Raw genomic sequence first — 25,921 nt, forward strand, 5'->3', positions numbered from 1 at the left:
TATTAACGTTTACAACAATGGACGCTAATTTAACCTGTACATAAAAACGGTACATATTTATCAACACGTTAGGAATTTATTTGAAAGCCACTCTGTTTACTATTATCGCGTTAGTTGCCTTTGCTGCCAATTCGTTATTGTGTCGCTTAGCATTAGCTCAAGGTTATATTGATGCGTGGAATTTCACTGTTATACGGCTTCTCAGCGGGGCAGTGTGTTTGGCTATTATTATGCTGCTCTATACAAAGCAATTAAATAAAAAAGCACAATTAAGTAGCTCCGTTATTAACGATATCGGAAGCTGGCGAAGCAGTGTGAGCTTGCTGATATATGCGCTGTGTTTTTCTGTTGCTTATATAGAGCTAGATACCGGCATGGGTGCGCTTATTTTGTTTTCTGCGGTGCAATTTACCATGATCGGTTGGGGCATCTATAAACAAGAGCGCTTAACTGCTGTGCAATGGCTTGCATTTATTGTGGCGTTTGTGGCTTTTGTTTACCTAATGCTACCTTCGCAAACAGCGCCACCGCTAATGGCGGCAATATTAATGAGTATAAGCGGCGTGGCATGGGGAATTTATAGTATTAGAGGCAAAGCGTGTGTATCACCACTTAGAGCCACCACTTATAACTTTATTCGCAGCTTATTAGTGCTACCTGTTTTAATAGTAGTGGGTATGAGCCAACTTAAAAATATTCGTATGGAAGGGGTGTTACTTGCCATTGGCTCAGGTGCGATAGCATCTGGTGTTGGTTACAGTATTTGGTATGTTGCTATGCCATTATTAAAAAGCACGCATGCAGCTATAGTGCAGTTATGCGTGCCCGTTTTGGCAGCTATTGCAGGAGCGGTGTTTTTATCAGAAACCTTAACTGTGCAATTTATGCTCTCCAGCAGTATTATTTTACTAGCGGTATTGGTTTTTACGTTAAATAAAAAAACTAACTAACACTGCTTAGCTGGTGGACTCACATTGAGCACAAAGCGTTCATACAAAGCAGGTAAGTGGGTTAAAATAGCGTCTTTACCTAATAAATTACTCTCTTTAATACAATTGTGTAATACCTCAACTGACAGGTGCCTCATAAGCTGCTCTGATTGCGCAATGTGGCTAATATGCCAAAGTTCTGGGGCAACACCGCCTAAATCGTGCTGATAAGGCCGATAAAATCCAAATTCTGCCAGGTGGGTGTCTAGCCATTGACTCAGTTCGGCAAAAGGTCCGCCATGCTGATATTCATCGGGGGTTAGTTGCAACTCATAATCGTCACTCACTGCGCCTTTATCAAAAATATCTAAGTCAGTGCCTAAATGATGGCGACTTGCCCCTGGCAGTGCAGAGTACAGCATTATGGCGGTACATTTTTCAATATCACTCAGTGAATTTAGTTCAACGGCTTGTTGCGCTTTATTTAACACCACGCGCTTATTTGAAAATTTAGCATTCCAAATAGCCGATTGACGATTAAAATCCCGAAAGCTTGATGCAATACATAAATCTAAGCCAGCGGATGCAGCCGCTGATTGCAGTGCAACAAAGTCGTTGACAATATTGGCATGCAAATAATGGTTTTGTATGGCGACTAGGTGTGCATCACTTTGTCCGGTGATGCATTGTATGAGTTCTTTCTTTGCAGTCATTAAGTTAACAGTCGTTCTAATATTTGCTCGTAAATATCGGCCAGCGCGATCAGGTCATCTGTGCTAACACACTCATCAACTTTATGAATTGTGGCGTTACGTGGCCCCAGCTCGATCACTTTAGCGCCGGTTTGAGCAATAAAGCGGCCATCTGATGTCCCACCTGTTGTTTCTAAATTAGTGGTTAAGCCAGTTACTGATTTAATCGCAGCGACGGTAGCATCAACTAACGGACCGTGATCGGTTAAAAACGGTAGGCCATTTACAATCCAATTTAGTTCGTAATTCAAATTGTGTTTTTGTAAAATCGCGTTCACTTTTTGTTGCAGCTGCTGATGAGTAACTTCGGTGCTAAACCTAAAGTTAAATTGTACTTCAAGCTCACCGGGTATCACATTACCGGCACCTGTGCCGCCATTAATGTTCGAGATTTGAAAGCTGGTGGCAGGAAAGAAGTCGTTACCCATATCCCACACAGTTTGGCTTAATTCAGTTAATGCTGGCGTGGCTAAATGAATTGGGTTTTGCGCTAAGTGTGGGTAAGCTACATGACCTTGCACACCGGCGATAGTTAAAAAACCAGTTAGAGAACCACGACGACCATTTTTAACCACATCACCGAGTACATCGCGCGATGAAGGCTCACCAACAAGACACATATCAATTTTTTCACCGCGCTCTTCTAAAGTATCTATTACGCGGGTAGTGCCGTTGATAAAAGGGCCTTCTTCATCTGAGGTAATTAAAAACGAGATAGAGCCTTTATGATCTGGGTGCTTAGATACAAAGCGCTCTGTGGCTACAACCATAGCTGCCAGTGAGCCTTTCATGTCGGCTGCGCCACGGCCATGTAATAAACCGTCTTCAATTAGGCCTGCAAAAGGCGGGTGCTGCCAATTTTTTTCAGGCCCAGTGGGCACTACATCAGTATGACCGGCAAAACAAAAATGGGGCGATTGGGTCCCTTTACGTGCCCATGTGTTTAGAGTATCGGTAAAAAATAGCGATTCAATATCAAAGCCAATAGCGCTTAGACGTTCATTCATCATATGTTGGCACCCAGCATCTTCAGGTGTAACCGACTCTCGCTGAATTAAGGCTTGGGCTAGGGTAATTACTGGATGGGTCATTATTTAAAAATCTCATCGTATTGGGCTGCTTTAAAGCCTAAGTGGTACTGCCCGTTATTAACAAGTACAGGGCGTTTGATCATTGCAGGTTGTTCAACCAATATATCGATAGCAGTTTGCTTAGTTAAGCTTTGCTTTTGCTCATCCGAAAGTGCTCTGTAGGTTGTGCCACGTTTATTAACAAGTTGTTCCCAGTCAATATGCTCTGCAAAATCGCTAACCATATTATGATTAACGCCATCTTTACGATAGTCATGGAAAGTGAATGCGATGTCATTATCGCTTAGGTATTTTTTTGCTTTTTTGATTGTGTCGCAGTTGCTAATGCCATAGAGAGTGATCATAAACCTACTTCTTTTTGATAATAGTTAATAAGGTATCTACACCAGCATTGACCTGCGGGTGAGAATAATGAAAGGTGCCTAAGTCGTGGCCATTGAGTATGATAAGGCTAGCTAAAATAGGCGCATCGAGTTCACGCAAATCAAAGTAAGCGAGGCGCTGTCCTTTGATTATTTTACTGCCATTAAGCTGAGCAATATGAGTATGCGTGAGAGTTTGAGAATCAGGAACAGCTAAGTTTATTAATACTTTTAAACCATTTTTAGCTTTTAAAATAAACTCGCACCCACCGCTTTTAACTTGCAACAAAGTACCATTAAATGGCGCTAACACTTTATGGCTAGTTAAGCTGACCATGACTCCTGGTCCTAAAGTTCCAAAGCGAAAAAAAGCTTCAGGATGCGCGTCCATTTGCAAAACTTTACCACTGAATGGGCTGGTTATTTGTATTGCGCTTCGGCCAATTTTATTTTTAGTTAAATAGCTAACGTCTTCAGATTTCATTATTAATTAAGTTACCACGTTGTAGCCATCGGCTTTGAGAGCAGCCATCGCTTTGTTGACTGTTTGCTTTTTTACTAAGATATAGTCGGTGTCATAGGTTGAAATTGAAAAAATTGACACGCCAGCTCTTGCTAATACTCCTGAAATATTTGCCATAATTCCGGTTAACGAAAATCCTAATGGGCCAATTACTTCTAATGCTTGCCAATTCGATTCTGTATCTTGGCTATCAATTATAAAGTCATCAGGGCAAACAACCGAGAGTTCGTCGTGCGTTTTTGAAATAAAAAATAATGGTTGCTTTAACAGGGCAGGAGGGATGTCGGCATCAAGCGCTAAACTATGAATTGATAAAACAGTGCTGTGTAATTGTAGTGTTTGTTTTGACATAAAACCCATCCCTAGCAGCAAGATAATAGCTTTATAGTATAGAGTATTGAATCTAAGTTAAAGGCCCAAACTGAGCCGTTGTTAAAGTTTTTATTAATTAAAAAATAATTGTCCACAATTTCTGTGGATAAGCTTGGGGGTTGTAAGGTATAAATAGCCTAACCTATTAATAATTAATTAAAAATTGGCTAGGCTATAAAAGGGGCATGTTAGTCAAATGAGTTAATTAAGTGCCTCAGCTTGCGCTGCTTGAATGGCAGTTAAAGCAATGGTATACACTATGTCGTCAACTAATGCGCCACGGCTTAAGTCGTTAACTGGTTTACGCATCCCTTGCAACATCGGGCCGATACTGATCAAATCAGCGCTTCGCTGTACTGCTTTATAGGTGGTGTTGCCAGTATTTAAATCAGGGAATATAAACACCGTTGCTTTACCTGCAACAGGGCTGTTAGGTGCTTTTTTAATCGCTACACTTTCCATAATTGCCGCATCGTACTGTAGTGGTCCATCTATAATTAGATCAGGGCGCTTTTTCTGGGCAAGTTTAGTTGCCGCTCGCACTTTTTCTACATCAGCACCACTGCCTGAATCACCCGTACTGTAACTTATCATGGCTACGCGAGGTTCAATACCAAATGCTGCTGCTGAGTCGGCAGATTGAATTGCAATATCAGCTAGTTGCTCGGCATTAGGATCGGGATTAATAGCGCAATCACCATAAACTAGAACCTGATCCGGTAATAGCATAAAGAACACAGATGACACTAATGATGAACCTGGCGCAGTTTTAATTAATTGTAACGGTGGGCGAATGGTATTGGCAGTGGTGTTTACCGCACCCGATACCAGACCATCGACTTTGCCTTGCTCTAGCATCATGGTGCCAAGTACGACGTGATCTTGTAGTTGCTCTTGGGCGACTACCTCGGTAAGACCTTTATTCTTACGGATTTCCACCATAGGTGCTACGTAGTCATTTATGATACTGCTTGGCTCAATTACAGTTACATGCTCGTTAAGCTCAATGCCTTGCTGCTCGGCTATACGCAATATTTCATCACGATCACCTAATAAAATTGTTTTAGCAATGCCACGCTGGCCACAAATAGCGGCTGCTTTAATGGTTCTAGGTTCGTTACCTTCAGGCAATACAATTGTTTTTTCGGCTTTACGAGCTTTTTCAGTCAATAAATACCTAAAGGCAGGAGGGGATAGTTTTCGGGTTTTCCCCACACTTTTAGCTAAGGTATCTAACCAATCAGAATCTATATACTCTGCGTTATGATCTTTTACCTTTTCAATGCGCTGTTCATCATCGCTTGGCACTTCTAGGTTAAAGTTATGCAGTAATAACGAGGTGCGCCAAGTGTCGCCTTCGGTTGCTAAAATAGGCAGCCCTGTTTGCATGGCTTGTTCGCACAGCGCCATGATGCGCGGCTCAGGCTCAAAGCCACCGGTGAGCAAAATAGCGCCTAGTTTAGTACCATTCATGGCAGACAAGCAGGCTGCAACCAATATATCTGAACGATCGCCTGGGGTGACCAATAACGCACCTGGGGTAAAATAATTTAGAATATTTGATACCGTACGGGCGCAAAAAGTAATGCGTCTTAGTCGACGATGCACCATGTCACCTTCGTTAATAATAGTGGCTTTTAAATAGGCACTTAAATCTTTAACGCGCGGCGCTACCAGCTCAAAATCCCACGGAATGGCACCAAGTAACATAAAAGGATTTTTTCTAAAAATAGGTAAAGAGGCCAGGCGGTTAAGCTCGTTATCCAGTGCTTCTGGCTTGTAAGTATCGACTAAATCAGCGCGAGCGCGACCTTCTTCATCTAGAGGGGCATTTACTTTATTGAAAATACAACCCAGCACACGAGGGTGATCTATGCCACCGTAATTTCCAGCAGCAATTTCAAGGCGATCTTCAATTTGGGTAATACTGTAATTCCCAGGGGTAAGCACAAATACGATATCGGCCCCTAAGGTTTGTGCAATTTCACGGTTTATGCGTCCTGCATAAGGTTGGCGACGAGTTGGCACCATTCCTTCGATTATAGCCACTTCGTCATCATTTATTTTACTTTGAAAACGCTCAACAATTTCTTCTAATAAATCATCACCTTTACCATCACCAATCATTTGCTCTGCGTAATCGAGCGCAAACGGTGTTGGCGGCTTAATTGGTGAGCCTTGAGTGACAATTTGGGTAGATTTTTCAGGGCCAGTTTCACCTGCGCGTGGCTGGGCGATAGGTTTGAAAAAATTAACCTTAACCGTCTTTTGTTCAAGCGCTCTTACTAAACCAACTGATACTGAGGTTAAACCTACCCCTGTAGAGATAGGAACCAACATAATACGACGAGCCATATTATAACTCCTTGGTGATGTTTGCGGCGTCGAGTGCAATAACCCATTCTTCGTTGGTAGGCATAACCACCGCTTTGCTTGTTGAATTAGCAGCGCTAATTAATCCAGCTTGGCCAAACCGTGCATCAAGGTTTGCTTGAGGGTCTAAATTGATACCCAAAAATGCTAACTGTGTAAGTACTTTTTCGCGAATAATATCGGAATTCTCGCCAATCCCACCGGTAAAAATAAGCGCATCTAATTTTTGCAGCGGTACCATGTAGGCGGCTATTTGTTTTGCTAAGCGGTAGCAAAACATATTAAGTGCCAGCATGGCTTGCGAGTTGCCAGCAATGGCAGCCTCTTCAATAGTACGGCAATCGTTTGATAGCTCGCTTATTCCTAATAAGCCACTTTTTTGATTTAGCAGGTCATCAATTTGCTGTGCGGTGTAATCAAGTTGGGTCGTTAAAAAGTTAAATAGCCCTGGGTCAATGTCACCACAACGGGTACCCATAACAAGTCCTTCAAGCGGGGTTAAGCCCATGCTGGTATCGACACTTTTACCATTTTTGATCGCACACACAGAGCAGCCATTGCCTAAGTGGGCGCTAATAAAGTTACTTTCTTCAACAGGTAAAGACAACATTTTAGCGGTTTGACCTGCTACATAAAAATGGCTAGTGCCATGAAATCCATAGCGTCTAACCCCAAAGTCCTTATAAAGTTGATAAGGAAGGGCATATAGATAAGCAACCTCATCCATAGTTTGATGAAATGCGGTATCAAACACGGCTATTTGTGGTAAATCTTTAAATGATGCTTGTGCTGATGAGATGCCCAGTAAATTAGCGTGACCATGTAAAGGGGCTAGTGTGGCTGCTTGGGTAATACCTGCAATGACGTTATCGTCAATTAAAACTGATTGAGTAAAGTGCTCGCCACCATGTACTACGCGATGGCCCACAGCTACTAATTGATCGTCTAAATTGTGATCTTTTATTAAATCAACCAGCGTATCAATTGCTTGGGCATGTGCTTGGTTAGCAGCGAGCTTAATAGTGGTTTTTTCTCCCTGAAACTTATATTTAATTGAGGGAGCATTATCACCTAGGCGCTCAGCTAAACCTGATATAATGTCGTTTCCTGTGTTTGCATCAATAATTGCAAACTTTAGACTTGAGCTTCCACAATTGAGTACCAAAACATGGTTCGGATTATTTGGGAGTGTTGGCATAGATTCATTTTCCATTTAAGTATTAATCAGTACACTTGGTTGATGTATAAGCCTTTGTGGCTTAGATAAGCCTAGACTAAAGTGTAGTAGACTTTATTAAAAGAGCTTTGTGAGATTCTTTCGATAATTTATGCTTTTTGTGAGTTTTACTAATGAAATTAAGCATTTTTACCGATAAAGTGAAAGCAGCTATAATTGTGTTACACTTTTATAAGTATTACGTTTGTTGAAATGTTACAAACCGAGACTATGAGGATTTATTAATGCAAAAAAGTGTGATATCGCAAGTTCAATTAGGGCGTTCTTATGCTAAAACATGGCCAATGCGTAAAGAGGTCGCGCCATTATTTGCAGAATTTAAAGTGATCAGAGCCACTGAGCTTGCAATCACAGTAATGCCAATATTAGCCATGCTGACCCTGTTTTTTCAGATTAATTATTTAGGCTCAGATTTTCTGCCCCAAGCGATTGCCAGTAGTCTGTTTTTTATCTCGTTGCCATTACAAGGGCTTTTATGGTTGGGTAAACGTGCGCAAACTGAATTAGAGCCTGCTATGCAGCAATGGTATAACGAGTTATTTGCAAAAATGGTTGCTAACGGTTACGACGCGCAAATGGGAAAAAACAAGCCCCGCTATTTGGAGCTTGCCGAATTACTAAAAGATATGTTCGATAAAATGGATAAAACGTTTACTAAAGAGCAATTTTAGTAAATTGCGTAATATAAAATGACAAGGTGACGCTATGATTTTGTTTTTGCTCAAGAGCTTGCCAATGTTCTGGTCTAAACTTCCACGCAAATGGCGTCATCATAATTAAGTTCTTAACATCGTTAAATGTAAGCGATACCTGCTCTGTGATTAATTGTTGCGATGTATTTTCAAAGCCCGCAGGTGCTGCTATTTCGGTATGTTCGTTTACGTTGCTATAAATATAATCTTTCAGTTCTTTCAAATGAGTTGGGCCTGGGCTTGCCACAATTAAGCAACCATTATCTTTGACCAGACGTGCAAGTTCACTGTCAAATAAAGGCGCAAATACACTAACCAAAACGTCAGCAAGGTGATCATCAAAAGGCGCTTGGCTAATTGAAGCAACGCTAAAGTGGCATTGTTTGTAACGTTTTGCCGCATACTTTACTGCCGACTTTGATATATCAACACCGTATATGCTAGCCTGGCTGTTGTTAGCAATAGCGTGAGTATAAAATCCTTCACCACACCCCAAATCAATCACTATGTCGGCATTAAGTGGCTTAACAATATTGGCTAAAGCCGTTTGTAAAAAGCCATAATAACCTTGTTCTAAAAATGAACGCCTAGCTTGTACCATTTCCAACGAGTCGCCAGGCTGTTTAGAATTTTTGTTTTGTACAGGGAGTAAGTTTACATAGCCTTCTTTGGCAAAATCGAAGCTGTGATTATTATCGCATCGTAACGTTTTATCATTGAGTGCTAGTGGCTGTTTACAAATAGGGCAATGGTAATGAAGACTCATGAGCCTAAATAGTCCTTATCAAAAAAAGTTTTTACCCAATGTGGGCGATAGGTGATCAGTATAGTGATTGCCATACCGTTTAGCATAGCTTCAGGAAAGGCCAAAATAGGACTTAGATAAATATAATTCTCGCTCAGCTGATGCCAACTATATTCACCTATTGCGTAATAAAAAGCACCACCGAGTATAATGTTAATACAGGCAACAACACCTGCTGTTAAAAAGCTACAAACAAATATATAGATAAAAAAGTGCCGTGCTAAATAGTGATAACAGACAATAAAAACTAAATAGCTTAATAACACCGGTATAAAGGCACTAATAATGAGTTTTAACGCGACTAATTCAGGTGTTATTTGTCCAAAAGTAGTTAAAAGCGCTGTTGCGAGTACACAACTTAAAATAGCAAGGCGCCACCCTAGTGTTAGGGTTACAGCGGTTATACCTAATATATGCAGATCGAGACCGGGCAAAATACCGGCCTTGATACGCCATAATAAAGCGAGCACCAGCGCACAAGCAAATACACCTGTTTGTCTTGCTGGGGTATTAAATAAGTGACTGTATGTTGATTTGTTAATGCTTAAAAAGCCAATAACGATGACAACAATCCATAGTAACCCTTGTAATTGCGCGCTCAACATAATCGTTAATTAAACTCTGACCAAATAGGCGCATGATCTGACGGTTTATCGATAGCACGCAGTTCATAATCTATGCCTGTGTCGATACAACGAGCCGCTAAGTCATGCGTTGCCAGTACCACATCAATTCGTAGACCGCGATTATCAACAAACCCTTTTGAACGATAGTCAAACCAGGAGTATTGGTCGTTAATTTCTGGGTTTTGTTCTCTAAAGGTGTCTTTAAAGCCCCAATTTAATAAGGTAGCAAGCCACTCACGTTCAACGGGTTGAAATGAACATTTACCCGTTTTTAACCACCGTTTTGCGTTTACTTCACCAATACCAATATCTAAATCGGTAGGGGAGATATTAATGTCACCCATAACAATTACATCTTGGTCAGGAGTGAAATGGCTATTTAGATGGGTCATTAAATCTTGATAAAATTGACGTTTGTAGGGGAACTTAGTTTCGTGATTAATGTTATCGCCTTGTGGGAAATAGCCATTCATTACATGTAAGTCACGGCCATTTTCTTGTTCTACAGTGACGCTAATCATCCGCTTTTGCGACTCATCGGTGTCAGTAGAGAAGCCTTTTAATACCGATTTAGGCTCTTTTTTGCATAACATTGCCACACCGTAATGGGCTTTTTGCCCATGAAAATAAACGTGGTAACCCATCTTTTGTACATCATCTAGCGGAAACGCTTCATCGTGTACCTTGATCTCTTGAAGACCGATAATATCTGGTTGATGTTTATCAATAATAGCTTGTAACTGGTGTAGACGAGCGCGCAGGCCATTGATATTAAAAGAAATCACTTTCATAAAGTTAACCTTCAAACTTATTTTCATTGTTAGCTAAATTGTATCAGCATTTAGAGCGACATAACATGACTGAAATGAGAAAATAACTGCACAATTGTTGCTCAATTACTGCTTAATGTTTAAACATTGTAAATGCATTATTAAATAACAAAATAAATAAAATATTCAATTGATATGTTAAAAGTTGTCTATATAATGCGCAGAAATCGTTTGTTTAACTCGTTCAAATAGGACTACCCCTGATGAAAACTCAATTACTTTTAGCTGCCTCTCTTTTTGTTTCTGTTACTGCTTCTGCACAAAGCAATACATACTTTAGCAAAGACAACAAATTAGAGTCTAACTTGTGTGTAGTAAGCGCCAATGAAGGTTTTTCAGCTGCACGTAAAATGGCTGCAAAGCATGGTATGTACTTATCGCGTTATTCAAAAAGTATCCTATGTAATGGTCAAGATATCCGAGATATAGCTAAAAAAGAATCAGCGGTTCAAGTTGCTTCATCTAAAGTTGAAGTATTTGCAAAAGATTCACATCAAGAAACACAGTTATGTATGACTGCATTAAAGCAAGGCTTACAACCAGTACGTAAGCAAATTGGTAACTTAAACACATTAAAGTGTAATGGCCAAAACGTAACTGATTTTGTAAAGCGTTACCAAGACGCTGCAATCTAAATTGCCGTATTTGATATAAACAGCTCGGTTCTTACCGAGCTTTTTTTTGCAAAAATTACCACAGTAGTTTGCAAAAATTGCATTGTCGAATATCGCTGCACAAGAGTGTTGTTTTTAAGTTGTTGTTTTTATTGAATTATAATTCTGGCATCGTATTTGTATTATTTAAATTGAAATTTATTAATTTACAAGGATACGTCTTATGAAAAAATTAACGATAGCTTCTACTATTTTAGCCGCATTGAGCTTAGCTGCATGTTCTTCAAATCAGGGTCTAGAAAAAATCGACAGTGATTTTGCAAGCTTAGATAACGATAGCGATGGTTTTATCTCAAAAACTGAAGCTGACGATGATAGTATTTGGCAACACTTTTCAAATATAGATACAAATATAGATAATCAAATAAGTCGTACTGAATATGACGCTTATATGCAGCTAAATGCTGGTAAAGTTGCAACTGATAGTGAAGTAAGTGAGTCTGCATTTAAGGCTGATATTGCGAAGTTTGATAAAATAGAAAATGACTTCAAAAGCTTAGATAATGACAGCAACGGCTTTATTTCAGTTACTGAAGCTGACGATGATGATATTTCAAATCACTTTGGCTACATGGACAGCAATAAAGATAAACGAGTAAGTATAAAAGAGTTTAATAGCTATATCCAAAAGCATGGTGATTCTGTTGCAGAAGACGATGCACTTGAGCAATTTAAAAATAGCTAAATCATATTATTAAATACACTTGATACCAAGCCAGTGTTTTTCACTGGCTTTTTTTATACCTAAAAATGTTATTTTATTAATATGTTTTCCTAGTTTGCCGTTGTTCTGTCATAATAGGTGGCTGTGTGTTTTTATTAACTTTAGAGTGATTATGGTTGGTCGGCGAATTAGTGATGAACAATTAATTGAAATCATTGAAGCGGCGATTTTCGTGGCAGACAAGCCCGTATCAAAACGTCATCTTAAGGACACGGTTTTAAACGACTTAGCAATTTCTATGGCGCGCATTAATGATGCTGTAGAGGCCATTCAAATTCACTATCAGACACGTGGAATACGTTTAGTTGAGGTAGGAAGTGGCTATCGTTTTCAAGCGTGCAGTAGTTTAAGCCCATGGTTGAGTAATTTATGGCAAGAACGTGCGCCTAAGTACTCGAGAGCTTTACTCGAAACCCTGTCGCTAATTGCCTATAAGCAACCCATTACTCGTGGTGAAATTGAGCAAGTACGGGGTGTAGCAACTGGCTCAAATATTATTAAAACTCTGCTTGAAAGAGAGTGGGTTAAAGTAGTTGGGCATAAAGAAGTACCCGGTAAACCGGCACTTTATGCAACGACTAAACAATTTTTAGATTATTTTTCGATAACGGGACTTCATGATTTACCCGCATTGCCAGAGCAACAGCAAAGTAAAATTACCCAGTTATTAAGTGATCCTTCTGTGAGAGAACAATCCAAATGAGTATACAAGGTGAAAAGTTACAAAAAGTCCTAGCCCGTGCAGGGGTAGGTTCACGCCGTGAAATGGAAAAATACATCGACGCTAACCGCGTGAGTGTAAATGGTAAAGTGGCGAAATTAGGTGACAGGGTTGAAGAAACCGATTTAATTCGTGTGGACGGTCACACTGTTAAAATTGAAGAAAAAGCTGACAGAATTTGTCGTGTGATTATGTATAACAAGCCTGAAGGTGAACTAAGCACCCGTAAAGATCCTGAAGGGCGTAGAACTGTATTTGATCGTTTACCCCGTATTGATGGTGACCGCTGGATAGCGGTAGGGCGATTAGATGTGAATACGTCAGGGCTAATGCTTTTTACCAATGACGGTGAATTAGCGAATCGCTTAATGCACCCGAGTTACGAAGTTGAGCGCGAATATTCCGCTCGTGTATTTGGTGAAGTGACTGACGAAACGATGAAAAACTTACTTCGCGGTGTAGAGCTTGAAGATGGTCCGGCTAAATTTACCGGCATAAAGCCTATGGGCGGTGAAGGAATTAACCGCTGGTACAACGTAACACTTAATGAAGGTCGTAATCGCGAAGTTCGTCGTCTATGGCAATCACAAGATGTGGAAGTATCACGCCTAATTCGTATACGCTACGGTAAATTAGAGCTTGATAAGCGTGTACCACAAGGTGGTTGGATTGAGTACGATTTAGACACAGTTAACTACTTACGTAAAACAGTTAAACTTGGTAAAGAAACGCAAACTAAGCTGTCGGTTATCCCTGAAAAACGTAAAGATAAGCGCGCTAAAATAAATCAAATTCGTAAGGCGGTTAAAAAGCACAATCAACGTGTAAAACCGACTAAACGTAAGTAATTACGCTACTAAAAAAACAATAAAGCCGCTTTTTATAGCGGCTTTTTTACGTTTAAAACTAAATATTATTTTTTAACTTGTGCGTCTAACGATTGGCCATTGATATCTTTTGAGTCATCGCTCATTAAGTACAGATAAGTTGGCATTAGATCTTCAGGTGTCGCGAGTAAATCTCGATCTTCGCCCGGGAATGCGCTTGCACGCATTGATGTACGGGTTGCGCCTGGGTTAATACAGTTAACACGGATTGGCGTTTTTTCAACTTCACACGCCCATGTTTGCATCATACCTTCTACTGCAAATTTAGAAATTGCATAAGGTCCCCAAAACTCTCTTCCTTTGCGACCCACACCCGAAGAAGTAAATACTACAGAGGCATTCTTTGACTTTCGCATTACAGGGAATAGTGCTTTAGTGATCATCGCTTGTGCGGTGACGTTTACTTTCATCACATTTTCAAATGTTGATGAACAAAAATGTTCTAACGGCCCTAAAGTACCTAAAATACCTGCGTTATTTAATAGTCCATCTAAGCGGCCAAATTGGCTCTCGATAGTTGCAGCTAAATCACGATAGTTTTGTTTAGTTGCACCTTTTATGTCCATAGGCACAATAGCGGGCTGCGGGTAGCCAGCATTAATGATTTCGTCATACACACATTCTAATTTATTAGTTGTTTTTCCTAATAAAATAACGGTTGCACCATGTTTTGCATAGGTAATAGCTGCGACACGGCCAATCCCATCACCTGCGCCTGTGATCAAAATTATTTTGTCTTTAAGTGCGTTTTCAGTTGCTTGATAGGTATGCATAAAAGTACCAATGTTTAAATTTTTATTGATTTTAACATAGCAAATCGACAAGTAATCGAATTTATTGCAAATTTAGGTGGCGAAACCAGAAACTTTAAGTTAGATTTAACTGGTCTAATGTCTCATTAATATACTAGCTACATTAAATTAACTTAATTACACTGACTATAAACACACTATAAAAATAAGATTTGTGCGGAGAACACTATGAAAAAAATGCTACTCTCGCTCTCAGTTGCAGCTGCATTAGCAGGCTGTGGCGGCGGAGAAACGTTAGAAGATGTTAAAAACAATTCAGTTACAGTTATTCCCAAAGCGACGGTAAAATTTGACCCTGCAAATGGTGTTATTTCGGTTCCTAATGATTTATTAATGAGTGGCACCCTCGATGGTACTATAAATATTCCAGGGGAGTTAAATAGCGAAAATGTTTCTATCCCTAGAACTGCCTATGCAGATCCGCAACTAGCAATAGGAGCACTTGATGGCTGGTCTACTCAAGTGCCATTCAAAATTGATCTAACCTTTCCACCGGGCATTAGCCTTGATGAAACGTCTGCAGCTTCACCAGGCTCTGTACGTATTTTTGAAGTTATCATGGGTGCAAGCCTAACTGATGCCGAATGTTCGCAAGCACCAGCCGGTGCAGCATGTAAATTAGTAGGCGAATTGACCTTTGGCGTGGACTTTGTAACCCAAGCTTCTGGTGACGCAGTAGCTATTGTCCCACTTAAGCCTTTTAAAGCCGGTAGTTCATACATTAATGTGTTAACGACTGGACTGAAAGATTCAGAAGGTCGCTCGATTGAACCATCTTCAACTTATGCCACTGTTAAACAAGAAGCGCCTTTAGTAACGCCATCACAACTTGCGCTGCAAGGGGCTGTTAATAGCTACGAAAACGTAGTGGTTAGCTCTGGTGACATTACCAAAGACGATATTATTTTTTCTGCTGCCATGACAATGCAATCAGCAGGACCAGTGCTTGGCACGATTAAAAAGGTTTTAGCAGCAAGCCTAACAGAGCCAACAATTCCAACCCCTGCGTTGCAAATTCCAACTCAGCCAATGGCTAACGTACAACAAGCTTTTGCATTGCAGGGTGTTACCGTGCCCGATATATTCCAAGTTGCACAATATCAAAAAGGCAGCATCCAGCTACCTATGTATTTAGGTACACCTACGGGTAAAGAGATCAGTGATCTAAATGATACTTACTGGCAAGGTATGTGTGACAGTGCCGTTGCTATTTTAGGTTACAAAGCGCAAGCTGGTGAAGCGTTCCCAACCGATCCCATTAGCACTAACGATGCGATGTGTGCTGCTTTGAGTGATGGACAGCTTCGTGATTTAGGGCTTGATAGCACTAAACACTTAACTAAATATAACTCACTTCCTAAAATGCAAAGCATGGCGAATGTGCCAGTACAAATTACCAAGCCAATTTTACCGGTTGTTAATGCATACCGTTCAGGTTTAGGTTTAGAGCCATTTACTGCTATCCCAGCAGGTGGTTGGCCTGTAGTTATTATGCAACATGGTATTACCACGCAAAAAGAAAGCATGTTGACACTAACAGCGCAGCTTTCATTACAGGGTTTTGCCACAGTTGCAATTGATCATCCTCGTCATGGTGAGCGTGGTGTAGATGTTGATGTAGACGGTAACGATGATTTTAACGCAACAACAGGCTCTGTACTTAGCTACATGAACTTGAGCTCTTTACTGGTCGCCAGAGATAGTTTACGCCAGTCAAGTGCTGACTTACTTGGTCTACGTTTAGGCTTAAATTTCAGTGGTGACAGTTCACTAAATTCTACTGATGTATCTTACATTGGCCATTCACTAGGCTCAATTGTAGCACCTGCATTTATTGCACAAACGAATAGCCCATTAGCCGAACAAGTAGATCCATTATTTAAGGTTAACGCTGTAGCATTAGCAAGCGGCGGCGGTGGTATTGCTAGCTTCTTGTTAGAATCAGCAGCATTTGGACCATTTATTCAAGGTTCTGTGCTTTCTCAAGCAGGAACTGCTGAAGCTGATGAGTTTAATGCATTCTTAAACGCTGATGCTTTATCAAACTGTGGTGCTTTGTTACCAGACATGCAGGACTTCTTGAGCTGTGGCTTTAATGAGTTTGCAGCATCGCTAACTATGGCGGGTGAAACTGATAAACTAGCTAATATAAAGGGCGTAATGACGCAGTTTGTATTTGCAGCACAAACAGCATTAGATAGTGGCGATCCTACTAACTATGCTGCAACGGTTAAAGCACTAGAAACACCTGTTTACATGAATGTTGTGGTAGGTGATGGCACAGAGAATAACAAGCCAGACCAAGTTATTCCGCCGATGACTGCCAGCAATCCAATTGCAGGTACTGTTCCTCTAGCTAACTTTATGGGGTTAGAAACTGTGAGTACATCTCAAGCGCCAACAGAGATGGGCTCTAGCTATTTAGTTAAATTTAACACAGGTCATCATGGCTCTGTGTTAACACCGGCGCAAGATGAAAGACAGTCGACTACAGTAGCGGGTAGCGCAGCAGCAAATGCAGAAATGCAATTGCAAATTGCAACTTACCTAGTATCACGTGGACGTTTATTATCTGTATCAGATACTGATATTGTGACTAATTAGTAGCCAACCACTCAATTAAGTCTAAAAAGCCACTGTTAAGTGGCTTTTTTTTGCTTTAAAGCATGCTAAATTGACTGAAATTTATAAACGGAGAATACAGTTGGAATTTTTATACGAGTACGGTTTGTTTTTTGCTAAAACCATTACCTTTGTTATTGCTATCGCTGTCATTTTAACCTTAATTGTAAGCTCGGCTGTTAAGCCAAAAGCAAAAAAAGGTGAGATTGAAATTGATGATTTATCGGAGCAACTTACCAATATAAAAGAAAGTTTTTTAAATAATACGCTAGGTAAAAAAGAGTTAAAAGCCTATCAAAAGCAACAAAAACTAGAGCAAAAAAAAGCTGAAAAAGATGAGCCTAAATCACGACTCTACGTTATTGATTTTAATGGTAGTATGGATGCGCATGAAGTAGAAAGTTTGCGCGAAGAAGTGACTGCGATTATTTCAATCGCGGACCCTAAAAAAGATAAAGTGCTAGTTCGTCTTGAAAGTGGTGGTGGCGTGGTACATGGCTACGGGTTAGCTGCATCACAACTACAACGTTTTAAGTCAGCTGGTATTGAGTTAACCGTATCAATAGACAAAGTTGCTGCTAGTGGTGGCTACATGATGGCCTGTGTAGCAGATCATATTATTGCCGCGCCGTTTGCAATTGTTGGCTCTATTGGTGTGATTGCACAAATTCCAAACTTTAATAAAATCTTGAAGAAAAATGATGTTGATTTTGAACAAATTACGGCGGGCGAATTTAAACGTACGCTAACACTTTTTGGTGAAAATACCGATAAAGCCCGTGAAAAATTTCGCGAAGAGATAGAGCAAACCCATGTGTTATTTAAAACCTTTGTGAGCACACAGCGTCCCAGTTTGAATATGGACTTAGTGGCAACGGGTGAACATTGGTTTGCAACCCAAGCGATTGAAAAAGGCTTAGTTGATACCATTAAAACCAGTGATGATGCCTTACTAGAGCAGCAACATCAGCATCAAATATACAAGGTGCAATATAAAATTAAAAAAGGGCTAAGTGATAAGCTTGCAATAGGGCTCAGCCATGGTGTGAATAAGGCAGGAGTGAGTTTAATGTCAAAATTTAAGGCGTTAAACCCTTAATAATTTCATAGCTTATACATAATAAAAAAGCCTTGTTACTTAATGAAGTAGCAAGGCTTTTTTTATAACTCAAGATAGAAGCTGTTAGTCAATTGACTTGTGATAGTCTTCTAAATCTTTAGCTGCATTAGGGTCGTTGAAAATACTTTCATCTAGTTCACCCTCACTTTTAGCCACAACACAGGTTACCATACAGTCGCCTGTTACATTTACTGCGGTGCGGGTCATATCAAGTAGTCTATCAACACCTATTATAATTGCGATTCCTTCAACAGGTAGGCCTACTTGGTTAAGTACCATGGCCAGCATAATTAAACCAACGCCAGGAACACCCGCTGTGCCAACCGAGGCAAGCGTTGCTGTTAGTATTACCATTAAGTAATCAGAAATAGTTAAATCAACACTAAATACTTGAGCAATAAATACCGTAGCGACACCTTGCATAATTGCAGTGCCATCCATATTAATGGTTGCGCCTAAAGGTATAGTAAATGAAGCGACAGAGTTATTAGCCCCTAGCTTCTTCGTTGCAGTCTCAAGTGTGATAGGCATAGTTGCGCTGGAACTTGAGGTACTAAAAGCAAATAAACAGGTGTGTTTCATTTTAGCTAAGAAAGTAAGCGGGTTTAGGCCTGTAAGTATTTTTAGCAGAAGAGTGTAGTTTACGAATGCATGTAATAACAGGGCTAAAACAACCACGCCAAAATACTTAGCTAAGCTCACAATTAAGTTAAGCTCGATGGTAGTAAATAACTTAGCCATTAAGAAAAATACGCCGTAAGGGGCAATATTCATTAATAAAGTAACTAGTTTTAAGATAACGGTGTTCAAGTCTTCAAATACTGTTGCTACACGTTTGCCTGCTTTACCGCTAAGTGCCATTGCAATACCAAATAATAAAGCAAACACAATAACTTGTAGCATATTTCCTTTGGCCATTGCTTCAAATGGATTGGTTGGGAACATATCAATAATAACGCGAGCTAAAGTAGGCGCTTCTTTTGCGTCGTAGCTTGCTTGCGAAGGCAGCCCAATCCCTTCACCTGGGTTAAATAGTAACGCCAGTGAAATTGCTACTGTGATTGCGATCGCTGTGGTAACCAAATATAGACCAATCGATTTTCCACCTAAACGACCTAATTTTTTAGGATCGCTTAAACTACAAGTACCGCACACAAGCGACACAAAGACGAGGGGAACAACTAGCATTTTTAAGCTAGCTATAAATATTTGTCCACCTACATGGAAAAGGCCATCAACAAAAAAGGCTTTAATTGGCAAAGAGAATAACCCAAGAGGGATTAGGTAATCGTCTTCACCAGCTAATATAGCCTGAAATATAAAGCCTACTGCAACACCAAGAACCATACCAATCATGATGCGAGTAGTTAAACTCATCGAACGGATTTTAGACATATTTCCAATCTATTTTTTATAAATTTGGCATAGACTAACAGCATGTAATTTTTTTTACAGAAAAAACGTCAACTTTTTTAAAAATTTTTATCGCAAAAAGAAGTAAAAAACTGAGATTTTAGACTAAGTTATAGGTTAACATTAAGTAAATAAGTTTAACTTAGTAATAGCGCATTGGAGAAACATATGCCTTTAACCCGTTTGCTTAGCATTATATTGCTCAGCTCATTACTCATCGCTTGTGGCGGTGGTGGCTCACTTGAGAAGACAGGAACCGTTGGTGGGGATACTGGAGGCGACAATGCCGTACTAGATACCCAAGTTGAACTTAATTTTGAAGATCGTATCGTTACCGCTAACAATCCGCTTGAGGTCGTTGCGACTGTAACTGACAGTGATGGACAACCCGTTGTTCGTCAAGAAGTTAGTTTTACTACAACACTTGGTTCTTTCATACCTGCTACAGCAAGCGCATTAACAAATACAAGTGGTGTTGCAACTATAGAGCTCAGCGCAGGCAGTGTTGAAGGAGCAGGAACCATTGTTGCAAGCTACGAAGGCTCAACAAGCAAGCTCGGTTTTTATACCGCCGGTGACGAGCCGCAATCTAACGACGATGCTGCAAATATTGACATTAAAATCTTACAAAACTGTCCTGATAGTTGGTTAAATATAGATAGAGATTCTTTTGAACTTGATCCATCAGATTGTTCACAAAATAGTAATTTACTGGGTCAGCAAGCGATTGTTTATGCAAAAATCACAAAACCTGGTAGTAATACGCCAGCCAGCAATGTGTTAGTTCAAGCGACAACCACGCTAGGCATTTTATTACCTGAAAGCTTAACGGCTAAAACTGATGCGTTTGGTGTGGCTATTTTGAATTTATTGCCTGGCAGTAGCTCAGGTGTTGGTCAAGTTGAATTAACCGCACAGGGCGGAGTTGCGAGTGCTTTATTTGAAATTAACGCTGTTCAAGTAAATGTAAATCTAAGCGCAGGTATTGCTACCGGTGATGTACTATCTGCCGGCTCTACCACGATTATTACGGCTCAGATTGTAGACGGTAGTAATAATGTATTTACTACCCCGCTGGAAGTGCAATTTACTTCTGCTTGCGCAGAAGAATCTACCCCCAGAGCCACTATCGATAATGTGGTAACGAGTATCGGTGGTACGGCAAGTGCAACATACAAAGCTGATGGCTGTAATGGTATAGATACGATTACCGCGACCGTAGTTACTGGTGGTAATGTTGCAACAAAAACCATAAACATCAATGTAGCTGCGGCTCAAACAGGTTCAATTGCGTTTATGGGGGTGACTAATCAAGTATTAGCTATTAAAGGAGCGGGCGGTCAAACCTTGACTGAAAATTCAGAGCTCACCTTTAAGCTCTTAGATGTAAATGGAAATCCAGTGGGTCAAAAGCAAATTGATTTTGCACTTTCACAAAACCCAGGTGGTGCTCTATTAGATAGCGCATTTCAATTTACTAACAATGAAGGTTTAGTGACTGTAAACGTTCGCTCAGGAAAAGCTGCTGGTATTTTATCTGTAATTGCCTCGCATCAGATTGACAGTAGTGATACCTCACAAAATAGTGTGATCTCTATTGTCTCTAATGACATTACTATTACGACTGGTGTTCCAGATCAGGATAGTTTCACGCTTGCAGTGCAAACGTTTAATACCGAGTCATTAAACGAAGCTGGGGTGACTACAGACTTAACCGTATTTGCAGCCGATCATTTTAATAATTTTGTACCAGATAACACGGCAATTTATATTGCCAGTGAAGGTGGTGCTGTTGGCACTATTGATGATGAACAATTTACACCTTTATTACTTTGTCGCACCATAGACGGTGTGTGTAAAGCGCAGTGGCGTAGTCAAAACCCAATTCCATACCATTACAGCATTTACAATAATTCTGTTGCAGATAAATGCGACCGTTATTTTGGACAATCTGCACCTTGTACTTTAGGTATCAGAGAATCACAACTCGACGCAAATGGTAACTTAATTAATTATTTAGATAGCAATGGCGATCCAATTGCGCTAACTGATGCGCCTAATAACGCGCCAATTGATTATCCACTTGGTGGGCGTGTTAGCTTACTTGCTTATTCTGTGGGTGAAGAGTCATTTAATGATGTATCTGCCAACGGTGAATTTAATCAAAACGAGTTTGACTCAACTTTACAAGATTTACCTGAAGCCTTTATAGATTTTAATGAAAATGGGGTGTTTGATGGGAATTTACCAGCCCCAACAAATCCTGTGGATTCTAATGGCGGTGAAGATGAGTGGTATGTGGAACGCTCAGGTGCACAAGATAATGGCCAGTATGACAATGGTGATGGTATATACAATGGCTTACTATGTAGTGATGAAGCCCTAGCTGCAAATGCATGTACCCGTGAAACAGTTAATGTGCGCGCTCGTTCAGAGTTAGTTATGTCAGGTAGTACACCTTACATTAGAGCTGTAACGGCTTTAAATAACTGTAGTTTAAGTGATGGTATTCGCTTAGAAGCTTCTGATATGGCAGGTATGTGCGACATAAACCTTATTGATATTAGCAATTCAACACCTTACAGCGCGATTTCAGTGACTATTTTCTTCAGTGACATTCATAATAATCCACTACCTGCGGGTACTACAGTGAGCGTTACTGCCGACAATGGTGTATTAAGAGGGTTAACAGATTACACCGTGGTTAATACTGCACAAAAAACGCCAATCTCTGTCTCAGTTAATATTACTAAAGAGGCTGAGCCAAATGATGTTGATTCTGGGTTTTTATACATTGAGTTTGAAACGCCTGGTGGTGTGAAAACACAATATACCGTGATGTCGATTTTAGACGAACCTAAGGTTTAAAATATGTAAAGCATAAAAAATGCCAACCAATAAGGTTGGCATTTTTGTTTCTATTCTATATATTCCACATCAATTATTCAAAAAACGCTGGTTTGTTTAAATTAACAACAGAAATTGTTTGTTTATTCAGTAAATACTGAAAAGTTTGTATTAAAAGCTTGTAAGAACTAGTGTTTGTAGATATACCTATAAATATTCGCGCCGCATGAGTCGGCTAAACACATTTAAAAAACTAGGTTAGAAATAGGCAACTATGGGCAAATCGCTAGTAATTGTAGAGTCACCTGCTAAGGCTAAAACAATTAATAAATACTTAGGTAATGATTTTATCGTTAAGTCCAGTATTGGGCACGTACGAGATTTACCTACATCAGGATCAGGCAAAAACAAAGTACCAGCAAGCAAGACACCTGCTGAGGTTCGTAAAATGCCACCTGATGAGAAAGCAGCGTATAAACAGCAACGTGACTATTCTAACTTAGTCGCGCGTATGGGCATTGATCCTGAAAAAGGGTGGGAGCCACATTACGAAGTATTACCGGGTAAAGAAAAGGTTGTTCAAGAATTACAAAAGCTTGCCCAAAATGCTGATCAAATCTATCTCGCAACGGATTTGGATAGAGAAGGGGAAGCAATTGCTTGGCATCTTCAAGAAATCATTGGTGGCGAACCTGAAAAGTATAAACGCGTTGTCTTTAACGAAATCACTAAAAATGCAATACAACAAGCGTTTGAAACTCCGGGTGAATTGAACACCGATATGGTTTTTGCACAGCAGACTCGTCGTTTCCTAGACCGCGTTGTTGGTTTTATGGTCTCGCCTTTATTGTGGGCTAAAGTTGCACGAGGTTTATCTGCAGGACGAGTTCAATCTGTTGCAGTGCGTTTATTGGTAGAACGCGAACGTGAAATTAAAGCATTTATTCCTGAAGAGTTCTGGGATATTCATGCAGATGTTAAAAATAGCGAGTCTGACTTACGTTTAGAAGTCACTAAACAAGCAGACAAGCCATTTAAGCCTGTAAATGAAGCACAAGCTACAGCAGCAGTTAAAAGCCTTGAGAATGCCGAATATAAAGTTGTAAGCGTTGAAGAAAAACCAAGTAAGAGTCGCCCAAGTGCGCCATTTATTACTTCAACCATGCAACAAGCCGCCAGTACTCGACTCGGTTATGGCGTTAAAAAGACCATGATGCTTGCGCAGCGCCTATATGAAGGTGGTTATATTACCTATATGCGTACCGATTCAACTAATCTATCAAAAGATGCGGTTGAGATGTGTCGTGAGTATGTAACCAATGAGTTTGGTGCAAAATATTTACCTGCTGATCCAATTAACTATAGCTCAAAAGGCAATGCACAAGAGGCGCACGAAGCGATTCGTCCTTCTAGCGTATCGGTACTTTCAGGGCATGTTGAAGGTGTTGATGCCGATGCTAAAAAGCTTTATGAGCTTATCTGGCGTCAGTTCGTGGCTTGTCAAATGGTGCCTGCTGAATACGACTTAACCACATTAACCGTTGCCGCCAATGATTTCACATTAAAGGCAAAAGGCCGTGTGCTTCGCTTTGACGGTTGGACAAAAGTACAGCCAGCAGTGCGTAAAAAGAACGAAGAAGATCAATCACTTCCTGCTGTTAAGCAAGGTGAAGTTCTCACCTTAGTTGAGCTTGATCCTAAGCAGCATTTTACCAAGCCGCCAGCACGTTTTAGTGAAGCGAGCTTAGTTAAAGAACTTGAAAAACGTGGCATTGGCCGTCCTTCAACTTACGCGTCTATTATTTCGACAATACAAGATCGTGGTTATGTACGAGTAGAGAATCGTCGCTTTTTTGCTGAAAAAATGGGTGAAATTGTTACCGATCGCCTAGTTGAAAACTTTACAGATTTAATGAACTTTGACTTTACCGCTAAAATGGAAGGTCGTTTAGATGATATCGCCGAAGGCGAGCGTGTTTGGACGCAAGTTCTCGATAAGTTTTATGCCGATTTTTCAACCCAGTTAAACATTGCTAAAGGCGAACCAGATGAAGGCGGCATGCGTCTTAATCAAATGGTAGAAACCGATATTGACTGTCCAACCTGTGGCAGAAAAATGGGCATTCGTACTGCTTCAACGGGCGTATTCTTAGGCTGTACAGGTTATAACCTGCCACCTAAAGAGCGCTGTACTACCACTATGAATTTAGTGTCGGGTGATGAAGCGGTTGCAGCTGATGTTGAAGACGTTGAGACAGAAACATTAATGCAAATGAAGCGCTGTCCTATTTGTGAAACAGCGATGGATTCATACCTTATCGATGAAACCCGTAAATTGCATGTGTGTGGTAATAACCCAGCATGTCAGGGGCATGTTGTTGAAGAGGGTACATTTAAAATTAAAGGCTACGACGGCCCTATTATCGAATGTGATAAATGTGGCGCTGATATGGAATTAAAATCAGGCCGATTTGGTAAGTATTTTGGTTGTAACAACGATGAATGTAAAAATACACGTAAGTTGTTAAAAAATGGTGAAGCTGCGCCACCAAAAGAAGATCCAGTTCATATTCCTGAATTAGAATGTGAAAAGTCTGAAGCCTATTTTGTATTACGTGATGGCGCGGCTGGTATTTTCTTAGCAGCAAATACGTTCCCTAAATCACGAGAAACACGTGCTCCTAAAGTAGAAGAGTTACAACGCTTTAGAGATCGTATTTCGCCTAAGTTTTACTACCTAGCTGATGCACCAGCCAAAGATCCTGATGGCAACCTTGCTGTTGTGCGTTACAGTCGTAAAAACAAAGTTCAATATGTAATGACTGAAGTTGATGGTAAAGCAACTGGTTGGACGGCCCATTACGAGGGTGGTAAATGGGTAGAAGAGGCTAAGAAAAAAGCTGCGCCTAAAAAGAAAGCTGCAGCTAAAAAAGCGCCAGCTAAAAGTAAAGCTAAAGCCAAACCAAAAAAAGATGATGAATAATTAATTATTCATCGCTTTAATAATAAAAACCCGGAACGCACAGCCTGTGACAGTTCCGGTTTTTTTTGCATTATCAAACCTATCGCAATGGCATTTTTAATCTGACTTTTTATTTTACAGAGTTAAAATGTAACCAATTTAGGTTTGAACTGCTCAATTATTCATTAAATCTTAACAGCAGTGACTTTGTTATAGCCTTCAGATGTTAGTTCATCATTCACACACTTTAAAACATAGTTATAAAGCTCTTCATTGCTTACGTCGTCTTCTTTAGCCCAGCTAATACACATTTCTGTGAACTCTTGAATCGTTTCGGCTGAAGCGTCTGTAGTATCGCTTGTAACTGCATTAGCAGCAGATAAAACGAAAAATGGTGCAACGATTAACGCGAGTAATGCTTTATTCATTTTCTTATTCCTAAAAATGGAGTAACAATCGAATTATGCATTCAAATAATGCATGCATAAAACAAGTGTAACCAAGCCAGAACATCTCTGTTGGTAAGTTGATTTTTAATCACAATTAT

23 protein-coding genes are annotated in these 25,921 nt (G+C 40.1%); 10 read left to right on the forward strand and 13 right to left on the reverse strand.

Annotated features, from left to right (window positions below; all coding sequences use genetic code 11):
* Positions 1-80: 80 nt before the first annotated feature.
* On the forward strand, positions 81-950 hold the full coding sequence (locus AC0VZ5_RS06925; protein WP_475474666.1) for a DMT family transporter: 870 nt from the start codon (positions 81-83) through the stop codon (positions 948-950).
* Here the strand turns inward: AC0VZ5_RS06925 and AC0VZ5_RS06930 are convergent.
* The 7 genes from AC0VZ5_RS06930 to AC0VZ5_RS06960 form a co-directional block, all read right to left on the reverse strand.
* Positions 947-1,642 carry a M15 family metallopeptidase gene (locus AC0VZ5_RS06930; protein WP_475474667.1) on the reverse strand — a complete coding sequence of 232 codons (696 nt, stop codon included), beginning with the start codon at positions 1,640-1,642 and terminating at the stop codon, positions 947-949. The two genes, AC0VZ5_RS06925 and AC0VZ5_RS06930, sit on opposite strands and share 4 nt — an antisense overlap.
* On the reverse strand, positions 1,642-2,772 hold the full coding sequence (gene dapE / locus AC0VZ5_RS06935; RefSeq protein ID WP_054200794.1) for a succinyl-diaminopimelate desuccinylase: 1,131 nt from the start codon (positions 2,770-2,772) through the stop codon (positions 1,642-1,644). The genes AC0VZ5_RS06930 and dapE overlap by 1 nt, the downstream gene beginning before the upstream one ends.
* Complete coding sequence (locus AC0VZ5_RS06940) at positions 2,772-3,116, reverse strand: ArsC family reductase (protein WP_290171045.1); 345 nt, start codon at positions 3,114-3,116, stop codon at positions 2,772-2,774. Before AC0VZ5_RS06940 ends, dapE begins: the two co-directional genes overlap by 1 nt.
* A gap of 4 nt (positions 3,117-3,120) precedes the next feature.
* The gene (locus AC0VZ5_RS06945) at positions 3,121-3,618 is read right to left on the reverse strand and encodes a PTS glucose transporter subunit IIA (RefSeq protein WP_290171057.1); all 498 of its coding nucleotides are present in this window, start codon (positions 3,616-3,618) and stop codon (positions 3,121-3,123) included.
* A gap of 6 nt (positions 3,619-3,624) precedes the next feature.
* Complete coding sequence (locus AC0VZ5_RS06950; protein ID WP_171039579.1) at positions 3,625-4,008, reverse strand: ACT domain-containing protein; 384 nt, start codon at positions 4,006-4,008, stop codon at positions 3,625-3,627.
* Positions 4,009-4,230: 222 nt separating this feature from the next.
* A complete protein-coding gene (gene pta, locus AC0VZ5_RS06955; protein WP_475474668.1) occupies positions 4,231-6,384 on the reverse strand; it encodes a phosphate acetyltransferase in 2,154 nt (717 codons plus the stop codon).
* A gap of 1 nt (position 6,385) precedes the next feature.
* Positions 6,386-7,600: an acetate kinase gene (locus AC0VZ5_RS06960; protein WP_475474669.1), complete on the reverse strand. Its 1,215-nt coding sequence runs from the start codon at positions 7,598-7,600 to the stop codon at positions 6,386-6,388.
* Positions 7,601-7,863: 263 nt separating this feature from the next.
* Here AC0VZ5_RS06960 and yfbV point away from each other — a divergent pair, with 263 nt between their 5' ends.
* On the forward strand, positions 7,864-8,310 hold the full coding sequence (gene yfbV / locus AC0VZ5_RS06965; RefSeq protein WP_138604877.1) for a terminus macrodomain insulation protein YfbV: 447 nt from the start codon (positions 7,864-7,866) through the stop codon (positions 8,308-8,310).
* On the opposite strand, the gene rlmA is transcribed toward yfbV, so the two are convergent.
* Genes rlmA through xthA form a run of 3 tightly spaced genes read right to left on the reverse strand, consistent with a single transcriptional unit; the run spans position 8,294 to position 10,553 of the window.
* Positions 8,294-9,097, reverse strand: a complete 804-nt coding sequence (rlmA, locus tag AC0VZ5_RS06970) for a 23S rRNA (guanine(745)-N(1))-methyltransferase (RefSeq protein WP_475474670.1) — start codon at positions 9,095-9,097, stop codon at positions 8,294-8,296. The two genes, yfbV and rlmA, sit on opposite strands and share 17 nt — an antisense overlap.
* The gene (locus AC0VZ5_RS06975; protein ID WP_475474671.1) at positions 9,094-9,741 is read right to left on the reverse strand and encodes an energy-coupling factor ABC transporter permease; all 648 of its coding nucleotides are present in this window, start codon (positions 9,739-9,741) and stop codon (positions 9,094-9,096) included. Before AC0VZ5_RS06975 ends, rlmA begins: the two co-directional genes overlap by 4 nt.
* Positions 9,742-9,746: 5 nt before the next feature.
* Positions 9,747-10,553 (reverse strand): exodeoxyribonuclease III, encoded by an 807-nt coding sequence (xthA, locus tag AC0VZ5_RS06980; RefSeq protein ID WP_178955929.1) that lies wholly within the window; start codon positions 10,551-10,553, stop codon positions 9,747-9,749.
* A 242-nt stretch (positions 10,554-10,795) separates the two neighbouring features.
* Between xthA and AC0VZ5_RS06985 the strand changes: the two genes are divergently transcribed.
* The 4 genes from AC0VZ5_RS06985 (at position 10,796) to rluB (ending at position 13,559) form a co-directional block, all read left to right on the forward strand.
* Entirely contained in the window at positions 10,796-11,227 is a 432-nt protein-coding gene (locus AC0VZ5_RS06985; RefSeq protein ID WP_138604873.1) for an exonuclease III, read from the forward strand.
* 202 nt (positions 11,228-11,429) lie between these two features.
* Positions 11,430-11,951, forward strand: a complete 522-nt coding sequence (locus tag AC0VZ5_RS06990; RefSeq protein WP_475474672.1) for an EF-hand domain-containing protein — start codon at positions 11,430-11,432, stop codon at positions 11,949-11,951.
* 151 nt (positions 11,952-12,102) lie between these two features.
* Positions 12,103-12,693 (forward strand): SMC-Scp complex subunit ScpB, encoded by a 591-nt coding sequence (scpB, locus tag AC0VZ5_RS06995; RefSeq protein ID WP_464708827.1) that lies wholly within the window; start codon positions 12,103-12,105, stop codon positions 12,691-12,693.
* A complete protein-coding gene (gene rluB / locus AC0VZ5_RS07000; protein WP_008110001.1) occupies positions 12,690-13,559 on the forward strand; it encodes a 23S rRNA pseudouridine(2605) synthase RluB in 870 nt (289 codons plus the stop codon). The genes scpB and rluB overlap by 4 nt, the downstream gene beginning before the upstream one ends.
* 65 nt (positions 13,560-13,624) lie before the next feature.
* On the opposite strand, the gene AC0VZ5_RS07005 is transcribed toward rluB, so the two are convergent.
* Complete coding sequence (locus AC0VZ5_RS07005; RefSeq protein ID WP_138604870.1) at positions 13,625-14,371, reverse strand: YciK family oxidoreductase; 747 nt, start codon at positions 14,369-14,371, stop codon at positions 13,625-13,627.
* Positions 14,372-14,578: 207 nt separating this feature from the next.
* On the opposite strand from AC0VZ5_RS07005, the gene AC0VZ5_RS07010 reads away from it, so the two are divergent.
* The gene (locus AC0VZ5_RS07010) at positions 14,579-17,014 is read left to right on the forward strand and encodes a VolA/Pla-1 family phospholipase (protein ID WP_475474673.1); all 2,436 of its coding nucleotides are present in this window, start codon (positions 14,579-14,581) and stop codon (positions 17,012-17,014) included.
* 100 nt (positions 17,015-17,114) lie between these two features.
* Positions 17,115-18,131 (forward strand): protease SohB, encoded by a 1,017-nt coding sequence (gene sohB, locus AC0VZ5_RS07015; protein ID WP_138604868.1) that lies wholly within the window; start codon positions 17,115-17,117, stop codon positions 18,129-18,131.
* Between the two features lie 84 nt (positions 18,132-18,215).
* On the opposite strand, the gene AC0VZ5_RS07020 is transcribed toward sohB, so the two are convergent.
* A complete protein-coding gene (locus AC0VZ5_RS07020) occupies positions 18,216-19,547 on the reverse strand; it encodes a dicarboxylate/amino acid:cation symporter (protein ID WP_138604867.1) in 1,332 nt (443 codons plus the stop codon).
* A 186-nt stretch (positions 19,548-19,733) separates the two neighbouring features.
* On the opposite strand from AC0VZ5_RS07020, the gene AC0VZ5_RS07025 reads away from it, so the two are divergent.
* Complete coding sequence (locus AC0VZ5_RS07025; protein ID WP_475474674.1) at positions 19,734-22,433, forward strand: Ig-like domain-containing protein; 2,700 nt, start codon at positions 19,734-19,736, stop codon at positions 22,431-22,433.
* A gap of 253 nt (positions 22,434-22,686) precedes the next feature.
* Positions 22,687-25,395: a type I DNA topoisomerase gene (gene topA, locus AC0VZ5_RS07030; RefSeq protein ID WP_013464804.1), complete on the forward strand. Its 2,709-nt coding sequence runs from the start codon at positions 22,687-22,689 to the stop codon at positions 25,393-25,395.
* Between the two features lie 164 nt (positions 25,396-25,559).
* Here topA and AC0VZ5_RS07035 read toward each other — a convergent pair whose 3' ends face one another.
* Positions 25,560-25,802 carry a hypothetical protein gene (locus AC0VZ5_RS07035; protein WP_475474675.1) on the reverse strand — a complete coding sequence of 81 codons (243 nt, stop codon included), beginning with the start codon at positions 25,800-25,802 and terminating at the stop codon, positions 25,560-25,562.
* Between the last annotated feature and the right edge of the window lie 119 nt (positions 25,803-25,921).

Source organism: Pseudoalteromonas sp. QJM3NY_12, assembly GCF_056173165.1.

Excerpts from the sequence above, each read along its gene's own strand:
- AC0VZ5_RS06950 (WP_171039579.1), bottom strand. The coding sequence starts at position 4,008 with ATGTCAAAACAAACACTACAATTACACAGCACTGTTTTATCAATTCAT.
- rluB (WP_008110001.1), top strand. The coding sequence starts at position 12,690 with ATGAGTATACAAGGTGAAAAGTTACAAAAAGTCCTAGCCCGTGCAGGG.
- dapE (WP_054200794.1), bottom strand. The coding sequence starts at position 2,772 with ATGACCCATCCAGTAATTACCCTAGCCCAAGCCTTAATTCAGCGAGAG.
- AC0VZ5_RS07035 (WP_475474675.1), bottom strand. The coding sequence starts at position 25,802 with ATGAATAAAGCATTACTCGCGTTAATCGTTGCACCATTTTTCGTTTTA.
- pta (WP_475474668.1), bottom strand. The coding sequence starts at position 6,384 with ATGGCTCGTCGTATTATGTTGGTTCCTATCTCTACAGGGGTAGGTTTA.
- rlmA (WP_475474670.1), bottom strand. The coding sequence starts at position 9,097 with ATGAGTCTTCATTACCATTGCCCTATTTGTAAACAGCCACTAGCACTC.
- topA (WP_013464804.1), top strand. The coding sequence starts at position 22,687 with ATGGGCAAATCGCTAGTAATTGTAGAGTCACCTGCTAAGGCTAAAACA.
- AC0VZ5_RS06945 (WP_290171057.1), bottom strand. The coding sequence starts at position 3,618 with ATGAAATCTGAAGACGTTAGCTATTTAACTAAAAATAAAATTGGCCGA.
- AC0VZ5_RS06940 (WP_290171045.1), bottom strand. The coding sequence starts at position 3,116 with ATGATCACTCTCTATGGCATTAGCAACTGCGACACAATCAAAAAAGCA.
- AC0VZ5_RS06985 (WP_138604873.1), top strand. The coding sequence starts at position 10,796 with ATGAAAACTCAATTACTTTTAGCTGCCTCTCTTTTTGTTTCTGTTACT.
- AC0VZ5_RS06975 (WP_475474671.1), bottom strand. The coding sequence starts at position 9,741 with ATGTTGAGCGCGCAATTACAAGGGTTACTATGGATTGTTGTCATCGTT.
- AC0VZ5_RS06990 (WP_475474672.1), top strand. The coding sequence starts at position 11,430 with ATGAAAAAATTAACGATAGCTTCTACTATTTTAGCCGCATTGAGCTTA.
- AC0VZ5_RS06960 (WP_475474669.1), bottom strand. The coding sequence starts at position 7,600 with ATGCCAACACTCCCAAATAATCCGAACCATGTTTTGGTACTCAATTGT.
- AC0VZ5_RS07005 (WP_138604870.1), bottom strand. The coding sequence starts at position 14,371 with ATGCATACCTATCAAGCAACTGAAAACGCACTTAAAGACAAAATAATT.
- AC0VZ5_RS07010 (WP_475474673.1), top strand. The coding sequence starts at position 14,579 with ATGAAAAAAATGCTACTCTCGCTCTCAGTTGCAGCTGCATTAGCAGGC.
- AC0VZ5_RS07020 (WP_138604867.1), bottom strand. The coding sequence starts at position 19,547 with ATGTCTAAAATCCGTTCGATGAGTTTAACTACTCGCATCATGATTGGT.
- AC0VZ5_RS07025 (WP_475474674.1), top strand. The coding sequence starts at position 19,734 with ATGCCTTTAACCCGTTTGCTTAGCATTATATTGCTCAGCTCATTACTC.
- AC0VZ5_RS06930 (WP_475474667.1), bottom strand. The coding sequence starts at position 1,642 with ATGACTGCAAAGAAAGAACTCATACAATGCATCACCGGACAAAGTGAT.
- yfbV (WP_138604877.1), top strand. The coding sequence starts at position 7,864 with ATGCAAAAAAGTGTGATATCGCAAGTTCAATTAGGGCGTTCTTATGCT.
- xthA (WP_178955929.1), bottom strand. The coding sequence starts at position 10,553 with ATGAAAGTGATTTCTTTTAATATCAATGGCCTGCGCGCTCGTCTACAC.
- scpB (WP_464708827.1), top strand. The coding sequence starts at position 12,103 with ATGGTTGGTCGGCGAATTAGTGATGAACAATTAATTGAAATCATTGAA.